The organism is Mesorhizobium sp. M1E.F.Ca.ET.041.01.1.1 (assembly GCF_003997355.1).
Lineage (GTDB): Bacteria > Pseudomonadota > Alphaproteobacteria > Rhizobiales > Rhizobiaceae > Mesorhizobium.
This window is the reverse complement of record NZ_RZSL01000097.1, coordinates 1-15,377: the sequence shown is the minus strand read 5'-3', so window position 1 is coordinate 15,377 and position 15,377 is coordinate 1. Positions and strand designations below refer to the sequence as shown.

Here is a 15,377-nt window from a genome sequence, read left to right as displayed (position 1 = left end):
GTCTTGACCGAAAAGCCTCCCGCGACTTCGGCCAGAGACGGCCGCCGGCTGGTCGCCGAGGCGGCGAAGCGCGGGCTTGCTCTGGGCTCGGCGCCCGACACCTTCCTCGGGGCTGCCGGGCGGCGGGCGCGCCGGCTGATGGACGAGGGCGCCATCGGCCGCGCCGTGACCGGCACCGCCTTCATGATGGGGCGCGGCATGGAGCACTGGCATCCCAACCCGCAATTCTATTACCAGCCGGGCGGCGGTCCCGTCTTCGACATGGGACCTTATTATCTGACGATGCTGGTCAACCTGCTCGGTCCGGTTGCCCGTGTCATGGCGATGGCGACGCGCGGCCAGGAGGAGCGCCTGATCACCGCTGACGGCCCTTACAAGAACACCAGCTTCAGGGTCGGCACGCCGACCAACATTCTGTCGCTGCTCGAATTCCGCTCCGGCGCCACCGTCACCTTCGGCGCCTCCTGGGACGTCTTCAGGCATTCCAATCATCCGATCGAGCTGCACGGCACGGAAGGCTCGCTCAGGCTGCCCGACCCCGACACGTTTGGCGGCACCGTCTCGCTTTCGGCACGGGGCACAGATTGGAGGGATTTCGCGAGCGAGAGCGAACACTATGGCGCGCGCAACTGGCCCTATGCCGCGCCCGACCGCGCCAACTACCGCATGCTCGGCGTCGCCGACCTCGCGCGGTCGCTGTCGGAAGGCAGGAGACCGCGCGCGTCCGGCGAGCTTGCACTGCATGTGCTGGAGATCATGGAGGCGATCCTCGCTTCGGCTGAGAGCCAAAATTCCGCCGCGGTCGTCGGCACCGTCGACCAGCCACCGCTGCTTGGCGAGGACGAAGCGGCGAGTCTGCTTGCCTGAGGCGCTCGTCGAGCGGAATCCGATGGGCTTTTGGCAGTCTTCAGGCCGACTGGCGCATCACCAACGTCGCGTCGAGGTTGACCTTCGGCGCGACGGTCGTGCCGTCCTCGTCGAGCAGGGTAAGCAGCGTCTCGACGCTGCGGCCGGCCATGGCGGCGAAATCCTGCGCCATGGTGGTGAGCGCCGGGCAGGTGTAACGGCTGAGCGGATGGTCGTCGTGGGCTGCGACGCGCAGGTCGCAATCCGCCTTGCGGCCCACCTTCAGCCCTTTGGAGTAGGCGGCCGCCATCACGCCGAAGGCGAGACGGTCATTGGCGCACAGGATGGTCTTGCCCGGCAGGGCGCCATTGTCGAGCAGCTTCTCCGTCTGCTCATAGCCGATCCGTTCAAAGTCCCATGTATAGTCCTCGATGTTGCCGAACACGACGGGTTCCTGTCCGAGCCGGCGCATGGCATCGATGTAGTTCTCCACCCGCTCGCGCGAATTGTGGTTGACATGGGGGATATCGAAATAGACCGGGGCGTCGCCCGAGCGGCAAAGATAATCGACGATTGTCGACACGCTCTGCACGTTGTTGTTGCCGACGAAAGGCGTGTCGCCTTCGAGATAGGTGTCGAAATAGACGATCGGGATCGCTTGCGTCAGCTTCTCGATCGCCTTCGGGTCCGAGCGCCGGCAAAGCGGGGCGACGAGCGCGCCGGAGACTTTCAGCGACAGGATGGTCCGCGTCGCCTCGGCCTCGAGTTCGCTCGATCCATGCGAGGAGATGACGATCGGCCAGTAGCCCTCGTCGCGCAGCCTTAGCTCGATGCGGCTGACCATCTCGGAATAGAAGGGGTCGGTCACCGTCGGCACGACGATGCCGATGCTGCGGGTGCGCTTGCGGTTGAGATTGCGGGCGAAGAGATTCGGCTGGTAGTCGGACGAGCGAAGCGCGTCCTCGATGCGCTTGCGCGTCGCCGGCTTGACGCTGGTCGGGTCGTCGAAAAATTTCGACAGTGTCGGCCTGGAGACGCCGCAGGAACGGGCGAAATCCTCCATCGTCTTGTGCGTCATCGGCATCCAAACCCTCGCGACATGGATATCCCACCACTGGTCCCATGCGCTGCCCCGGCGCTACATAGGGCGCACCGGCGCGCGACTGCAAGTTGAAACTTTACAGGAAGCTTTGCAAGTTTCAACGTGGAGGAAAAAACTATTGCATGCGTAAATTTATTAATTGACGTAGAAAAGAGCGGGCCGTATCCACTTTTCAGGAATACGCCGTGCATGGCGGAGCCGGGAGGACGTGATGAAGAAGCTGGTCTCAGCCGGCGAGATCCTCGTCGAGATCATGGCCGAACGGATCGGCCAGAGCTTCCTCGAGCCAGGGCCGCTGGTCGGGCCTTTCCCGTCCGGAGCGCCGGCCATCTTCATCGGCCAGGCGGCGGCGCTCGGTCAGCCCGCAGGTCTCATCGGCGCCGTCGGCAAGGATGATTTCGGCCAGCTGAACATCGACCGGCTGCGAACGCTCGGCGCCGACGTTTCGGCGATCGCCGTCCATGAAGGCCATGCCACGGGCACGGCCTTCGTCACCTACCGGGCCGATGCCTCCAGGCATTTCGTCTTCAACATCCGCAACAGCGCCGCCGGCCTGCTGGAGATGAACCAGGCGGCCAAGCGGCTGCTCTCCGGCGCCGATCACGTCCATGTCATGGGCTCCTCGCTGTTTTCCGATCGCGCCACCGAAGTCGCGCTCGCCGCGATCGCGGCCGTGAAGGCCAAGGGCGGCACCGTGTCCTTCGATCCCAACATCCGTCGCGAGATCATGCAGGCTTCCGGCATGCGCCAGGCGCTCGACAAGGTGCTGGCGCAGACCGATGTGTTCTTGCCCAGCGGCAACGAGTTGTTCCTGTTCTCCTCCACCGGTGACGAGCGGGGCGCGGTCGACGAACTCCTTACGCGAGGCATCTCCTGCATCGTCTTGAAGAAAGGCGCCCAGGGCGCCGCTTATCACGACCGCAAGGGCACGGTCGTCATGCCCGGCTTTGCCGTCAAGGAAGTCGACCCGACCGGCGCCGGCGACTGCTTCGGCGCGGCTTTCGTTTCCTTCTGGCTGCGCGGCGCCGCGCCCGCCGATGCGCTGCGCATCGCCAATGCCTGCGGCGCGCTCGCGGTCACCCGGAAGGGCCCGATGGAAGGCATTCATCGGCTCGCCGATGTCGAGGCCTTCATCGCCAAGGCAGGATCACGCGCATGACCGTAGCGACCGAAAGATTCGCGGGGATCGCGACGCAGCGCGCGCTAGGCGGGAAGGGCGGTATCGCTTCGATCTGCTCGGCGCATCCGCTGGTGATCGAAGCGACGCTTCGCCACGGCGCCTTACATGGCGCGGATGTGCTGATCGAGGCGACCTGCAACCAGGTCAACCATGAAGGCGGCTATACCGGCATGACGCCGGCCGCTTTCCGCAGCTTCGTCGAGACGCATGCCGCCAGCGCGGGCTTTCCGCTCGACCGGCTGATCCTTGGCGGCGACCATCTGGGACCCAATCCGTGGAAGCATCTGCCTGCTGGCGAAGCGATGCGGAAGGCCGCGGCGATGATCGACGCCTATGCCGGCGCCGGCTTCACCAAGCTGCATTTCGATACCAGCATGGCCTGCGCCGACGATCCGGTGGCGCTCGCCGATGAAACGATCGCCGCGCGCGCTGCCGACCTTGCGGCGGTCGCCGAGGCCGCGGTCGCCCGCATAGGCGGCCAAAAACCCGTCTATATCATTGGCACCGAAGTGCCGGTTCCGGGCGGTGCGCTGGAAGCGCTCGACCATATGCATGTGACCGAACCCGCCGACGCGCTGTGCACCGTCGAAGTCCACCGCGAGGCGTTCTCCCGCCTCGGCCTCGATGCCGCCTTTTCCCGCGCCATCGGCGTCGTCGTGCAGCCCGGCGTCGAATTCGGCAATGCCGACATCATCGCCTATGCGCCTCAGAAAGCGACGAAGCTGGTGGCGTCGCTGGAGTGCGTGCCGCAATTCGTCTTCGAAGCGCATTCGACCGACTACCAGCCAGGGGAGGCGCTCGCCGCGCTTGTGCGTGACGGCTTCGCCATCCTGAAGGTCGGTCCGTGGCTCACTTTCGCGCTGCGCGAGGCTCTCTACGGATTGAGCTACATCGCCGACCAATTGGTGCCCGATCCTTCGCGCGAAAGCCTGCCGGTGGCGATGGAGCGCGTCATGCTGGCTTCGCCCGGCAACTGGCAGAAATACTATCCGGGCACACCCGACGAGCAGCGCCTGCAGCGGCATTTCTCCTTCAGCGACCGCATTCGCTACTATTGGCCGTCGCCCGACGCGCAGCACGCGACCGAAGCGCTGCTGGCTGCACTTGGCGATCGGGAGATTCCCCGCCCTCTGATCAGCCAGTATCTGGCGCATCTCGACACCGAGATCGCCGCTGGCCGAATCAAGCCGACCGCGCATGAGCTTCTGATCGGCAGCGTCACGCGCGTCCTCGACATCTACCGCGATGCCACGAACGCCTAATAAACCGGCGTCGCCATGTGCCGCGGCGTCGGCCACTCGGCCGTGATGTCCGGCTGCACGGGCCGTTCGAGATAGGTCGACAGCACCACATAGCTGCGCGTCGAGACCACGCCCGGCGTCTCGTAGATGCGCGACAGCAGGCCTTCCAGCGCCCGCGTGTCCTCGGTGCGCACCTTGAGCAGCATGCAGGTATCGCCGGCGACGGAATGGATCTCTTCCACTTCCGGGCATTCCGAAATCGCCATCAGTTCCGGCGTCTTGCCCCAGCCCCTGGTGTCGATATGCACGAAGGCCAGCAGCGGCTTCTTCACCGCCTTCGGATCGATGATTGCCGAGGTGGCGCGGATGGCGCCGCTGCGGCGCAGCCGCTTCACCCGTTCATGCGCGGCTGGCGGCGACAGGCCGACGCGATCGCCGAGTTCGGCATAGCTGATGGTCGCGTCGTCGACGAGAACGCCTAATATTTTTCTGTCGATCGGGTCGATCTCGCGAGCAGGTTGCCTGTTCCGCTGAACGTCATCTGTTTCTGCATCCATATCGAAATTCTCCATTGATGCTGAATTAAATTCGGCCACTATGACGATATGTCGAACGGCGATCAATCAGCAATTTTGACCGCGGCGCCCCGCGCGCCGATCCCGGCGGCAGCCTATCTGCTCACCGGCTGCATCGCCGTCATCGGCTCCAACTCCCTGGTTCTCGGACCGATCGCGCCCGCCGTCGCGGCGTCGTTCGGGGCTAGCGTGCCGTCGGTGATGACGGCCGCTGCCGCTTTCGGCCTCGGCACCTCGGCCAGCGCGCTCTTCCTCGCCCGCTACATCGACAGGATCGGCGCGCGCCGCATGCTGCAGGGCGCTTTGCTGCTGCTTGCGCTTGCGCTGGTGGCAAGCGCGCTCGCGCCGACGGTGGCGGCGCTGGTCATGGCCCAGCTCGTGGCCGGCATCGCCGCCGGCGTCGCCATGCCGGCGATCTACGCCAGCTCGGCGGCGATCGCGCCGCCCGGCCGCGAGAGCGGCACGATCGGCGTCGTGCTGACCGGCTGGACGCTCTCCATGGTCGCCGGCGTGTCGCTGTCGGCCGTGCTTGCCGATCTCATCCATTGGCGCGCCGTCTTCGCCGCCGTGGCGCTGCTCGCCGGAGCCGCCGTCGCAGGCTTGACGATGAGCTCGCTGCGCGACGTGAGGAAAATCGGCCCGGCGCCATCGCCGCTGGGCGCCCTAGCTGTGCCTGGGATCGTCCCGTTGCTCATCGCCTGCGGCGCCTTCATGACTGCCTTCTACGGTGTCTATGGCTACCTCGGCGATCATCTGCACAAGGACCTCGGCGAACCCGTCAGCGCCAACGGCCTTGCGGCGATCGCCTATGGCCTCGGCTTTGGCGCTGCCGCATTGCTCGACGGTGTCATCGACCGTCTCGGCGCCCGCCGCGTCATGCCTTTCGCCTATCTGCTGGTCGCCGCCGTCTATGCCGCGATGGCCATGCTGAGCGGCGGCTTCGGTCTGCTGATGGCGACGATTGCCGTCTGGGGTCTTGCCAATCATTTTGGGCTGAATGTCCTGGTCATGCGGCTGACGGCGCTCGACCCTTCGCGGCGCGGCACCATCATGGGCTTGAACAGCGCGGTCACGTATCTTGCGGTTACCGTCGGCACCGCCGGTTTCGGACCGCTCTACACCAGCCTCGGCTTCGCCAATTGCGCCCTGATCGCCGCCTTGTTGATGCTGGTGGCGGCGTCGGCTGCGGCATGGCGTTCGCCTGGCGCCCGGCAATAGGCTTGCATCGCTGCTCGCTCGTTCGCTAAGGCTGGCTTCCGCACCGCACCGGAGCCACAATGAAGACGACGCTCGAGATCACCGATGAGCCTTTGCCGCAGGATCTCGCCCGTGTCGGTGAGGGCTTAGCCGCTTTCAACGACGGCGATGTCGGCGCCTCGGGCCGAAAGCCGCTTGCCGTGTTCGTTCGCGACGATGCCGGCGCGATCGTTGCCGGCATATCCGGCTACACCGCCTGGGGCTGGCTCTACGTGCAATGGCTGTGGGTCGATGAAATGCTGCGCGGCCGGCGCATCGCCGCCAGCATGCTGGACGCCGCGGAACGGGAGGCGGCGGAACGTGGCTGCCAAGCTGCCTGGATCGACACCTTCAACCCGACCGCCGCCAAGGTCTATGAGCGCCAGGGCTACCGACCGTTCGGCATGCTTCCCGACTTCCCCGTGGGCCGCAGCCGCATCTTCATGCAGAAGAAATTGCGCTGACGATCAGCCTGCGAGCTTTCCGCCGCGCATCGGCTCAGGCACGCCGGTGGTGCTCGGAAAGCTGATCGGCAGGCCGCGCAGCACACGCACCGCCAGGAAGGCGAAGCATTCCGCCTCCACCGCATCCCCCTTCCAGCCGAGCGTCTCGGCCTGCACCACTTCGACGCCGGCGCGGCGGCCGAGCATCGCCATCATCGTCGGGTTGCGGCGGCCGCCGCCGCTGACCGCCAGCCGCTTCGGCCGGCGCGGCAAAAGGTCGAGCGCCTTGCCGACCGCCGAGACCGTGAAGGCCGTCAGCGTCGCCGCGCCATCCTCCGCGCCGAGCCCGTCGGCCATTGCTGCCGTGAAATCGAAACGATCGAGCGACTTCGGATAGGGCTTTGTGAAATAGGCATGCTGCAGCAGCCTGGCGAGCCTTGCCTCGTCGACAGTGCCCGCGGCCGCCAGCTTGCCGTCCCGGTCCATCTCGCCGAGACCTTTCGCCTTGATGAAATCGTTGACCGGCGCATTGGCCGGTCCGGTGTCGAACGCGACGATATTGTCCCTGCCGTCCCACCAGGTGATGTTGCCGACGCCGCCGAGATTGAGCACGGCGGTGTCGCCGCTGGCGTCGGCCTCTTTCAGCAGCGCCGCGTGATAGGCAGCGGCTAAAGGCGCGCCTTGCCCGCCGGCCGCCACGTCGGCCGAGCGGAAGTCATAGGCGACCTTGGTGCCGAGGAGAGCCGCCATCAATTCGCCGTCGCCGAGCTGGCGCGTACGGCCGATCCGCCCCGGCTGCGGGGCGCGGTGCAGCACCGTCTGGCCGTGGAAGCCGACGACGCCGATATCGGCCATGGTCATGCCCTGGCTCTCGACGAGATCCTTGACCGCGGCCGACTGAGCCCTCGTCAGCGCCTCCTCGGCCTCGCGGAAGATCGCCGGCTCCGGCCCTTCGAAATTCCACGCGCGGGCTTGGCGCAGGGTCTTTTCCAGAAGAGTGCGGATCGATTGCGGGTAGGGGGCTAAAGTGTAGGTGCCGGAGTCGGCGATGCGCTCGCCGTCGGTCTTGATCAGCGCCACGTCGATGTTGCCGTCGAGCACCGTGCCGGTCATCAGGCCGACGGCCCAGATTGGTTCCATGGTCGTTCCTCGAATCGCCGTTGGACCACGTGTCGGACGGATCGCTTCGGCAGGCAAGCCCTTCGCGACAGCCGGCGCTTGTCGCATAGGTCGGCGGCCTTTTTGCGCCAGACACCAGAAATGGAGTAACGCCGTTCTTGCCTCTTGTCGCGTAAGGCGCGAGCTTGTGCGACCATCGGCACCGGCCGAACGTCCAAGGAGGAACGACATGGCAGCCAACGTCGCAGTGATCGCTGGCGCCGGGCAGGGCCTAAGCGCCTCGCTGGCGCGGCTTCTCAGCAAGGAAGGTTTCCGCGTCGTCCTCGCCGCACGCAATGTCGACAAGCTGGCCGCGCTGGTCCAGGAGACTGGCGCCCAGGCGGTCGAAACCGATGTGTCGGATGCAGCCTCCGTCGAACGGTTGTTCGAGGCGGCCGACAAGGCCGGCTCGCTCGAAATTGCCGTCTTCAATGCCAGCGGCCGCACGCGCGGCCCGATCGCCGAGCTCGACCCCGAGGCGGTCAAGCAGGCCCTGCTCGTCGGCGCCTATGGCGGCTTCCTCGTCGGCCAGCAGGCGGCGCGCCGGCTCATGGCGCGCGGCTCCGGCTCGATCCTGTTCACCGGCGCCACCGCCAGCCTCAAGGGCTTCTCCGGCTCGGCCGGCTTTGCCATGCCGAAATTCGGGCTTCGCGGGCTGGCACAGTCTATGGCGCGCGAGCTTGGTCCGAAGAACATCCATGTCGCGCACTTCATCATCGACGGCCAGATCGAGCCGCCCGGACAGGCGGCCGATCCGGACCGCCCCGATCGTCGCCTGTCACCCGACGCGATCGCCGAAACATACCTTGCGGTCCACCGCCAGCATCGCAGCGCCTGGAGCTTCGAGGTCGAGCTCAGGCCCTGGGTCGAGGCGTTCTGACGATCATTCGGCAACTGCCCGGTAGCTGCCGTTCTCCAAGTCATAAAATCTTTGAGAGAATATTTTCCGCGTTCCGTTCGATAGGAAATGCGCTTCTTTGCCCGCCCGGGCAGCATTGGCGATGCTGATATCAAGGCTTCGCATTCCGCCAGGCCGAAATGAATTCAGGATCGCAAGGAACGCATCATGTCCGAACGCGGCAACGCTTCAAATTTTCTCGCTACGTCAATCACCAGGCGCGCCGGACTTGCCGCGCTTCTCGCCGCGACATTTGCCGTCGTCGGCCTTACCGCGCCGTCGCCGTCCTTCGCCGAGGACAAGAAGGCGATCAAGGTCGGCATCATCAGCGGCGAGGATGAGGATGTCTGGCGCGTCGTCACCGCCGAGGCGGCCAAGAAAGGGCTGACGATCGAGGCCGTGGTCTTCAACGATTATACCCAGCCCAACGAAGCGCTGGAACGCGGTGAGATCGACGCCAACGCCTTCCAGCACAAGCCCTATCTCGACAACCAGATCAAGACTCAAGGGTATCACATCGTGCCGGTCGGCTATACCGGCGTCTGGCCGATCGGCCTCTACTCGAAAAAGCATGGCAAAGTCGCCGACCTGCCAGAAGGCGCAGTCATCGGCCTGCCGAACGATCCCTCCAATGAGGGCCGCGCGCTGCATGTCCTGGAGCATGAGGGCCTGATCAAGCTGAAGGACGGCACCGGCATCCTGGCCACGACCGCCGACATTGCCGAGAACCCGAAGAAGCTGGAGATCAAGGAACTCGACGCCGGCATCGTCGGCCGTTCGGTCGACGATCTCGACGCGGCCGTGGTCAACACGGACTGGGCCTTGAAAAGCGGTCTCACGCCGGAAAACCGCATCGCGCAGGAGTCGATTGCCGACAATCCCTACCGCAACTTCATCGCGGTCAAGGCCGGCAGCGAGAACGAGCCCTGGGTGAAAACCCTGGTCGCCGCCTATCAGAACGAGACGGTGAAGGCCGAGTTCGACAAGGTCTACAAGGGCACCGGCATCAGCGCCTACTGATCGCCTTCGGCGGCATCTCGATCAAGCCGGCGGTCCGCGTCAAAGCGGACCGCCATCGCATTACCGGAAGCGGATGGAAACAGGAACAGCGATGAACCAGCATGTCACGGCGCCGGCCGAAACAACGGACCCGGTGCCGGTCGGCGCGGTCCCGGCGGAAGATGTTGTGCGTCTCGTCGACCTCAAGCGTCGCTTCGGCGCGACGGCGGCGCTCGACGGCGTCTCGCTTACGGTGCGGAAGGGCGAGATCCTCGGCATCATCGGCCGCAGCGGCGCCGGCAAGTCGACGCTGATCCGCTGCCTGAACGGCCTGGAGCAGCCGGATTCGGGCGAGGTCTTCATCGAGGGCCGTGAGATCAGCCGCCTCGGTGAGCGTGAATTGCAGCCGCTGCGCCGTCGCATCGGCATGGTCTTCCAGCACTTCAACCTTCTGTCGGCGAAGACCGTCGAGGAAAACGTCGCGCTGCCGCTCAAGATCGAAGGTCGGCCGCACGCCGAGCGCCTGGCGCGCGCCGCCGAACTGCTGCGGCTCGTCGGCCTGTCCGAGAAAGCCAAGGCCTATCCAGCCTCGCTCTCGGGCGGGCAGAAGCAGCGCGTCGGCATTGCCAGGGCGCTCGCCGCGCGACCGGCGTTGCTGCTGTCCGACGAGGCGACCTCGGCGCTCGATCCGGAGACGACGCGCTCGATCCTCTCATTGCTCAAGGACATCAATTCCAGGCTCGGTCTCACCATCCTGCTCATCACCCATGAGATGGAGGTGATCCGCTCGATCGCCGATCGCGTGGCGGTGATCGACGCCGGCCGGATCGTCGAGGAAGGCGCCGTGTGGCGGGTCTTCGCCAATCCGAAATCCGAGATCACGCGCAGCCTGCTCGGCGCCATCCGGCCGCAACTGCCACCCGAGATTGCCAACCGGCTGGTCGCCGGCGAGGGCGCGGAAACAATCCTTAAGGTCGATGTAGCCGGCGAAGCGGCGCGTGGTCCGCTGCTGTCCGATCTGAGCGCCAGTGTGCCCGGCCCGATCCGCCTCGTGCATGGCGGCATCGACCATGTCCAAGAGCAACCTGTCGGCACGCTGTTCCTCGCCGTCCCCGGCGCCGACGCTGCGCGTCTTGCGCGGACAATCGCATTCCTGAAGGACCGCCACGCGCGGGTGGAGGTGCTTGGCCATGTCGCCAGTCCTGTTTGAGCTTCTCATCCGCTCGATCTGGGAGACCGTGCTGATGACCGGCGCTTCCGGCCTCATTTCGCTGGTCTTCGGCCTGCCGCTTGGGCTGGCGCTGGTCGCCACCGATCGCGGCGGCATTGCCGAAAACCTGTGGGTGAACCGCATCCTCGGCGCTTTGATCAACGGCTTCCGCTCGGTTCCTTTCATCATCCTTCTGGTGGCGCTGATCCCGGTGACGCGGCTGATCGTCGGCACGTCGATCGGCACCTGGGCGGCGATCGTGCCGCTGTCGATCGCTGCAACGCCCTACTATGCCCGCATCGCCGAAGTGTCGCTGCGCGAGGTCGATCACGGCCTGATCGAGGCGGCCCGCGCCATGGGCGGCAACCGCTGGACGATCATCCGCGAGGTGCTGGTGCCGGAAGCGCTGCCTGGCATCGTCGCCGGTTTCACGGTGACGCTGGTGACGCTCGTCGGCGCCTCGGCCATGGCCGGCGCCATCGGCGCCGGCGGTCTCGGCGACCTCGCCATCCGCTACGGCTACCAGCGTTTCGAGACCAGCGTCATGATCGCCGTGGTTGTCGTGCTGATCGTGCTGGTCTGCGGCATCCAGTGGATCGGCGACCGGCTGGTCGCGCGGCTGGATCATCGCTGATGAGCGACACCCGACAAGCGCATCGAACGCAATTTGCCGCAAAAGCCGGGAATTGAGCGGCGGCTTGCTCCGTTTGCAATGAGATTGGTCGGCGCGTTTCTTCACCCGCAGTGACGCGCATGTCATCGTGCGGTGGGGTCACCAGAGCAATTCCAGGAAAAGTGCACAGCGGTTTTCCGTCCGGAATTGCGAAAAACAAAGAGTTGCCGCAAGAGGAGCCTGTCCATGGCCAGAATAATCCCGGTGCTCGATCTCGACCGCCTTGAGCAGGGCGCGTCGGAACTGCGGACTTTCTTGCTTGATCTGCGAACGGCGGCCCGCGATGTCGGCTTCTTCTACCTCAGCGGCCACGGCATAGCGCAGTCCGATATCGACGCGGTGCTCAATGCCGCGCGCCACTTCTTTGCCTTGCCGGAAGCTGACAAGCTCGCCATCGAGATGGTGAAGTCGCCGCAATTCCGCGGCTACACGCGCGCCGGCGGCGAACTGACCAGAGGCAAGGCCGACTGGCGCGAGCAGCTCGATATCGGCGTCGAGCGCACGACCATCACGCAAGGGCCGGGCGTGCCGGCCTGGACGCGGCTGCAGGGCCCGAACCAGTGGCCTTCGGCGCTGCCCGAGCTGAAGCCGGCGCTGCTTGCCTGGCAGGCGAAGGCGACGGAGGTCGCGATCCGCCTGCTCAAGGCCTTCGCGCTCTCGCTCGACCAGCCGGAAGACGCCTTCGATCCGATCTATCGCGGCGAGCCCAACCACCGCATGAAGATCGTGCGCTATCCCGGGCGCGACACCACCGCCGACGACCAGGGCGTCGGCGCGCACAAGGATGGCGGCTTCCTCACCCTCCTGCTGCAGGACGAGAACAAGGGGCTGCAGGTCGAATATGACGGCAGCTGGGTGAATGTGGATCCGATTCCGCGGACGCTCGTGGTCAACATCGGCGAGCTGCTCGAACTTGCCTCGAATGGATATCTCAGGGCAACCGTGCACCGTGTCGTCACGCCGCCGGCCGGTGTCGAGCGGATCTCGGTTCCGTTCTTCTTCAGCGCCCGGCTCGACGCGACGATCCCGCTGCTCGACCTGCCGGAAGAGCTGGCGGCCGAAGCGCGCGGCCCGGCCAGCGATCCCGACAATCCGCTGTTCCGAAACGTCGGCGCCAATGTGCTGAAGAGCCGGCTGCGGTCGCATCCCGACGTCGCGCGCCGGCACTATGCCGACCTCCTTGAGAAGGCGGCGGCCACCGGCTGAGATTTTGCTGCTGCCTGCGCGAGATTTTTTCGCGATTTGGCTATTTTTTGGAATTCTGTTCGTCGCAAACCGGCCGGCTGAAGCCCAAATAACGGGCATCGTCCGGTGTTTTCCTCCCATTGCGCCGGGCGATGTTCCCCTCTGAAGGTTATGACCTTCATTCTTTGGCCGGGCCGCTTTCGCGCCCGGCCTTTTTCTTTGGCGCAAGGACATCGTACTGCGGCTACCATCCCGCAATTGCACAAAAGAAGAGAAGATTGGCGGGGGGCAAGAAGGCGATGCGGATCGCACCAAAAAGGTCCGAAATCCGAAGCGATCTGGTCGTCGTGTCGGCATTCGACCGGCCCGATGAAGGAGCCCGACATCTTATAATTAACATGTAAATTAGGTCTTGACGCGGAATGCCAAGCATCGTTTTTTAAGCCAATGCTGCTTCCGTGGACGGGATTGCCGCTCTCGGCAAGGCCGCGGATAGAGCTGCGATACGAGCCTTAATATTTTGCCGCAAGTTGTATTGTATTGGATTTCTCGGAGACCTGAATTTGCTGTCGTCCAACCTCCGTCGCTCTTTGCCGATGGCTCTTCTGCGCGCTCGCGAAGTGATCATGGCGCATTTTCGGCCGATGCTTGTCCGCCACGACATCACCGAGCAGCAATGGCGCGTGCTGCACGTGCTTGCCGAAACCGGGCCGCTGGAAGCGACCGAACTCGCCAACCGCGCCTCGATCCTGCCGCCCAGCCTCACCCGCATCATCAGAGCGATGGAGGAGCGGGCATTCATTACCCGCAACAAGGTCAAGGATGACGGCCGCCGCGCCCTGCTCGCCATCAGCCCGGCCGGCGTGGCGCTGGTCGAAGAACTGGCGCCCGAGCGCTTCGCTATCTACGAGGCGATCGAGAAGCGCTACGGCGCCGAAGAGCACGCGCGCCTGCTGGATATGCTGGAAAACCTGATCCAGTCGGAGTCGACCGAGAGCTGAGGGGCCGAACCTCGTCCGGCCGGGGGCGGGTCACCTGCGACGCGCTCCAGCTTCTTCGGATGCTGTTCCCGCCGAAGGCTGGCGCGGCCGGTCTAATTGCAAAGCCTGAAATCGGCCTAAGAGCTAAGCCATGAATCGCGGCAGCCCCGCCGCCAGCGCATCGACCGCCAGCCGCACCTTCAGCGGCAGATGCGGCGTCTGCAGCCAGAGCGCGTGGCAGTCGTAGAGATAGTCCGCCTGGTCCGGCAGCAGCCGCACCAGCGCGCCGGCTTCGATGCGTCGGCGCACCAGCCAGTGCGGAAGCCAGGCAAGACCCATGCCGTCGGTCGCAGCATCGGCAATCGCGTCGAGGTCGTCGAGCCGTAGCCGGCCGGCAGGTGCGATCTCGGTCACGGAACCGTCGTCGCGCGGGAACAGCCATGGCTGCAACACCTGGCCGAGCCGCCGGTAGATGATCGCCTGATGATCGGCAATGCCCTCCAGGCCAAGCGGCCGGCCGAACCTCTCGATGTATGACGGCGAAGCACAGACGATCATGCGCTGACGCGCGACGCGGCGAGCGATGATGCCGGCCCTGTCGTCGAGCGTACCGGTGCGGATCGCCAGATCGAAGTTGTCCTCGACGAGGTCGGCGAAGCGGTCGCTGAGCGACAGGTCCAACTCCAGCGTCGGAAAGCGGCGCGCGAGTTCGAGCAAGACCGGCGTGACGCAGTGGCGGCCGAAATGCGCCGGCATCGTCACGCGCAGCCTGCCGTGCGGTTCCGACAACTGGTCGGCCGCCAGCGCATCCGCGGCCTCCACCTCCGCCAGCACGATGCGGCAGCGCTCGTAATAGGCGCGGCCGAAATCGGTCAGGCTCTGCCGGCGCGTCGTGCGGTTGAGAAGCCGGACGCCCAGGCGCTCCTCGAGGAAGCGGACATGCTTGCCGACCATCGGGCCCGACAGGTCGAGCGCCGCCGCGGCGGCCGCGAACGAGCCGAGATCGACAGCCCTGACGAACACTTCCATGCTTTCGAGGCGATCCATATTCAAAACCAATCGTTTCGACTGTTCTGCTTAGCGCGCGATTTATCCCCTTCGGATGCCTATGCATAGTCGATTCCATCATTTTGATTTTGAGTTGTATGGATGGCAAGGGTTGTTCGCTTTCACCGTCACGGCGGCCCCGATGTGCTACGCATCGAGGATGTCGAGGTGCCGCCGCCTGGTCCGGGTGAGCTGCGGATCCGCGTCAAGGCGCTGGGCTTGAACCGCGCCGAGGCCTCGATGCGCAAGGGCGCCTATATCGAGACGCCGGCGCTGCCGTCAGGCCTCGGCCTCGAAGCGGCGGGCATCGTCGAGGCGGTCGGCGACGGCGTCGATGGTTGTGCATCGGGTGATGCGGTCAGCATCATCCCGCCGCGCTCGATGGCGCGCTGGCCGGCCTATGGCGAGCTCGTCACTTTTCCGGCGGAACTCATCGTCAAGCATCCGCCATCGCTTGGCTTCGAAGCCGCCGCCGCGACATGGATGCAGTATCTCACCGCCTATGGCGCGCTGGTCGACATCGCCCGTCTCGGCCGCGGCGAGCCCATCGTGATCACCGCCGCGGCCGAGACGGGCGATGTCGACCAGCGGGCCATAGGCGGTG

16 protein-coding genes are annotated in these 15,377 nt (G+C 65.4%); 12 read left to right on the top strand and 4 right to left on the bottom strand.

Features of this window, described 5'->3' with window-relative positions; translation table 11 throughout:
* The coding region (locus EOA38_RS11095) for a Gfo/Idh/MocA family oxidoreductase (protein ID WP_145965945.1) at positions 1-867 on the top strand (867 nt) is incomplete at its 5' end.
* A 40-nt stretch (positions 868-907) separates the two neighbouring features.
* On the opposite strand, the gene EOA38_RS11090 is transcribed toward EOA38_RS11095, so the two are convergent.
* The gene (locus EOA38_RS11090; protein ID WP_127299212.1) at positions 908-1,930 is read right to left on the bottom strand and encodes a LacI family DNA-binding transcriptional regulator; all 1,023 of its coding nucleotides are present in this window, start codon (positions 1,928-1,930) and stop codon (positions 908-910) included.
* Positions 1,931-2,159: 229 nt separating this feature from the next.
* Between EOA38_RS11090 and EOA38_RS11085 the strand changes: the two genes are divergently transcribed.
* Both EOA38_RS11085 and EOA38_RS11080 read left to right on the top strand, forming a co-directional pair.
* Complete coding sequence (locus EOA38_RS11085; RefSeq protein ID WP_127299211.1) at positions 2,160-3,107, top strand: sugar kinase; 948 nt, start codon at positions 2,160-2,162, stop codon at positions 3,105-3,107.
* On the top strand, positions 3,104-4,390 hold the full coding sequence (locus EOA38_RS11080) for a D-tagatose-bisphosphate aldolase, class II, non-catalytic subunit (RefSeq protein ID WP_127299210.1): 1,287 nt from the start codon (positions 3,104-3,106) through the stop codon (positions 4,388-4,390). The genes EOA38_RS11085 and EOA38_RS11080 overlap by 4 nt, the downstream gene beginning before the upstream one ends.
* On the opposite strand, the gene EOA38_RS11075 is transcribed toward EOA38_RS11080, so the two are convergent.
* Positions 4,387-4,926, bottom strand: coding sequence for an Lrp/AsnC family transcriptional regulator (locus EOA38_RS11075; protein WP_126095416.1), 540 nt, complete (start codon positions 4,924-4,926; stop codon positions 4,387-4,389). The genes EOA38_RS11080 and EOA38_RS11075 overlap by 4 nt on opposite strands.
* Before the next feature lie 48 nt (positions 4,927-4,974).
* On the opposite strand from EOA38_RS11075, the gene EOA38_RS11070 reads away from it, so the two are divergent.
* Together EOA38_RS11070 and EOA38_RS11065 are read left to right on the top strand one after the other, a co-directional pair.
* Positions 4,975-6,162 (top strand): MFS transporter, encoded by a 1,188-nt coding sequence (locus EOA38_RS11070; protein ID WP_127299209.1) that lies wholly within the window; start codon positions 4,975-4,977, stop codon positions 6,160-6,162.
* Positions 6,163-6,221: 59 nt separating this feature from the next.
* Positions 6,222-6,644, top strand: a complete 423-nt coding sequence (locus EOA38_RS11065) for a GNAT family N-acetyltransferase (RefSeq protein WP_127299208.1) — start codon at positions 6,222-6,224, stop codon at positions 6,642-6,644.
* A 3-nt stretch (positions 6,645-6,647) separates the two neighbouring features.
* Here EOA38_RS11065 and EOA38_RS11060 read toward each other — a convergent pair whose 3' ends face one another.
* Complete coding sequence (locus tag EOA38_RS11060; protein WP_127299207.1) at positions 6,648-7,763, bottom strand: anhydro-N-acetylmuramic acid kinase; 1,116 nt, start codon at positions 7,761-7,763, stop codon at positions 6,648-6,650.
* 208 nt (positions 7,764-7,971) lie between these two features.
* On the opposite strand from EOA38_RS11060, the gene EOA38_RS11055 reads away from it, so the two are divergent.
* The 6 genes from EOA38_RS11055 to hpaR all read left to right on the top strand — a co-directional run bounded on the left by EOA38_RS11055 (position 7,972) and on the right by hpaR (position 13,747).
* Positions 7,972-8,661 carry an SDR family NAD(P)-dependent oxidoreductase gene (locus EOA38_RS11055; RefSeq protein WP_127299206.1) on the top strand — a complete coding sequence of 230 codons (690 nt, stop codon included), beginning with the start codon at positions 7,972-7,974 and terminating at the stop codon, positions 8,659-8,661.
* A 186-nt stretch (positions 8,662-8,847) separates the two neighbouring features.
* Positions 8,848-9,699, top strand: coding sequence for a MetQ/NlpA family lipoprotein (locus tag EOA38_RS11050; protein ID WP_127299205.1), 852 nt, complete (start codon positions 8,848-8,850; stop codon positions 9,697-9,699).
* Between the two features lie 91 nt (positions 9,700-9,790).
* The gene (locus EOA38_RS11045; protein WP_127299204.1) at positions 9,791-10,888 is read left to right on the top strand and encodes a methionine ABC transporter ATP-binding protein; all 1,098 of its coding nucleotides are present in this window, start codon (positions 9,791-9,793) and stop codon (positions 10,886-10,888) included.
* Positions 10,869-11,522, top strand: a complete 654-nt coding sequence (locus EOA38_RS11040) for a methionine ABC transporter permease (protein ID WP_126095409.1) — start codon at positions 10,869-10,871, stop codon at positions 11,520-11,522. The genes EOA38_RS11045 and EOA38_RS11040 overlap by 20 nt, the downstream gene beginning before the upstream one ends.
* Positions 11,523-11,747: 225 nt before the next feature.
* A complete protein-coding gene (locus EOA38_RS11035; RefSeq protein ID WP_127299203.1) occupies positions 11,748-12,767 on the top strand; it encodes an isopenicillin N synthase family oxygenase in 1,020 nt (339 codons plus the stop codon).
* Between the two features lie 575 nt (positions 12,768-13,342).
* A complete protein-coding gene (gene hpaR / locus EOA38_RS11030) occupies positions 13,343-13,747 on the top strand; it encodes a homoprotocatechuate degradation operon regulator HpaR (RefSeq protein WP_127220811.1) in 405 nt (134 codons plus the stop codon).
* A gap of 123 nt (positions 13,748-13,870) precedes the next feature.
* On the opposite strand, the gene EOA38_RS11025 is transcribed toward hpaR, so the two are convergent.
* Positions 13,871-14,773, bottom strand: coding sequence for a LysR family transcriptional regulator (locus tag EOA38_RS11025; RefSeq protein ID WP_127299202.1), 903 nt, complete (start codon positions 14,771-14,773; stop codon positions 13,871-13,873).
* Between the two features lie 102 nt (positions 14,774-14,875).
* Between EOA38_RS11025 and EOA38_RS11020 the strand changes: the two genes are divergently transcribed.
* A partial coding sequence (locus tag EOA38_RS11020; RefSeq protein ID WP_148669482.1) for an alcohol dehydrogenase catalytic domain-containing protein occupies positions 14,876-15,377 on the top strand: 502 nt, incomplete at its 3' end.

Bases quoted from the DNA above. Each gene is read 5' to 3' on its own strand.
- EOA38_RS11090 (WP_127299212.1), bottom strand. From the start codon at position 1,930: ATGCCGATGACGCACAAGACGATGGAGGATTTCGCCCGTTCCTGCGGC.
- EOA38_RS11085 (WP_127299211.1), top strand. From the start codon at position 2,160: ATGAAGAAGCTGGTCTCAGCCGGCGAGATCCTCGTCGAGATCATGGCC.
- EOA38_RS11080 (WP_127299210.1), top strand. From the start codon at position 3,104: ATGACCGTAGCGACCGAAAGATTCGCGGGGATCGCGACGCAGCGCGCG.
- EOA38_RS11075 (WP_126095416.1), bottom strand. From the start codon at position 4,926: ATGGATGCAGAAACAGATGACGTTCAGCGGAACAGGCAACCTGCTCGC.
- EOA38_RS11070 (WP_127299209.1), top strand. From the start codon at position 4,975: ATGTCGAACGGCGATCAATCAGCAATTTTGACCGCGGCGCCCCGCGCG.
- EOA38_RS11065 (WP_127299208.1), top strand. From the start codon at position 6,222: ATGAAGACGACGCTCGAGATCACCGATGAGCCTTTGCCGCAGGATCTC.
- EOA38_RS11060 (WP_127299207.1), bottom strand. From the start codon at position 7,763: ATGGAACCAATCTGGGCCGTCGGCCTGATGACCGGCACGGTGCTCGAC.
- EOA38_RS11055 (WP_127299206.1), top strand. From the start codon at position 7,972: ATGGCAGCCAACGTCGCAGTGATCGCTGGCGCCGGGCAGGGCCTAAGC.
- EOA38_RS11050 (WP_127299205.1), top strand. From the start codon at position 8,848: ATGTCCGAACGCGGCAACGCTTCAAATTTTCTCGCTACGTCAATCACC.
- EOA38_RS11045 (WP_127299204.1), top strand. From the start codon at position 9,791: ATGAACCAGCATGTCACGGCGCCGGCCGAAACAACGGACCCGGTGCCG.
- EOA38_RS11040 (WP_126095409.1), top strand. From the start codon at position 10,869: ATGTCGCCAGTCCTGTTTGAGCTTCTCATCCGCTCGATCTGGGAGACC.
- EOA38_RS11035 (WP_127299203.1), top strand. From the start codon at position 11,748: ATGGCCAGAATAATCCCGGTGCTCGATCTCGACCGCCTTGAGCAGGGC.
- hpaR (WP_127220811.1), top strand. From the start codon at position 13,343: ATGGCTCTTCTGCGCGCTCGCGAAGTGATCATGGCGCATTTTCGGCCG.
- EOA38_RS11025 (WP_127299202.1), bottom strand. From the start codon at position 14,773: ATGGATCGCCTCGAAAGCATGGAAGTGTTCGTCAGGGCTGTCGATCTC.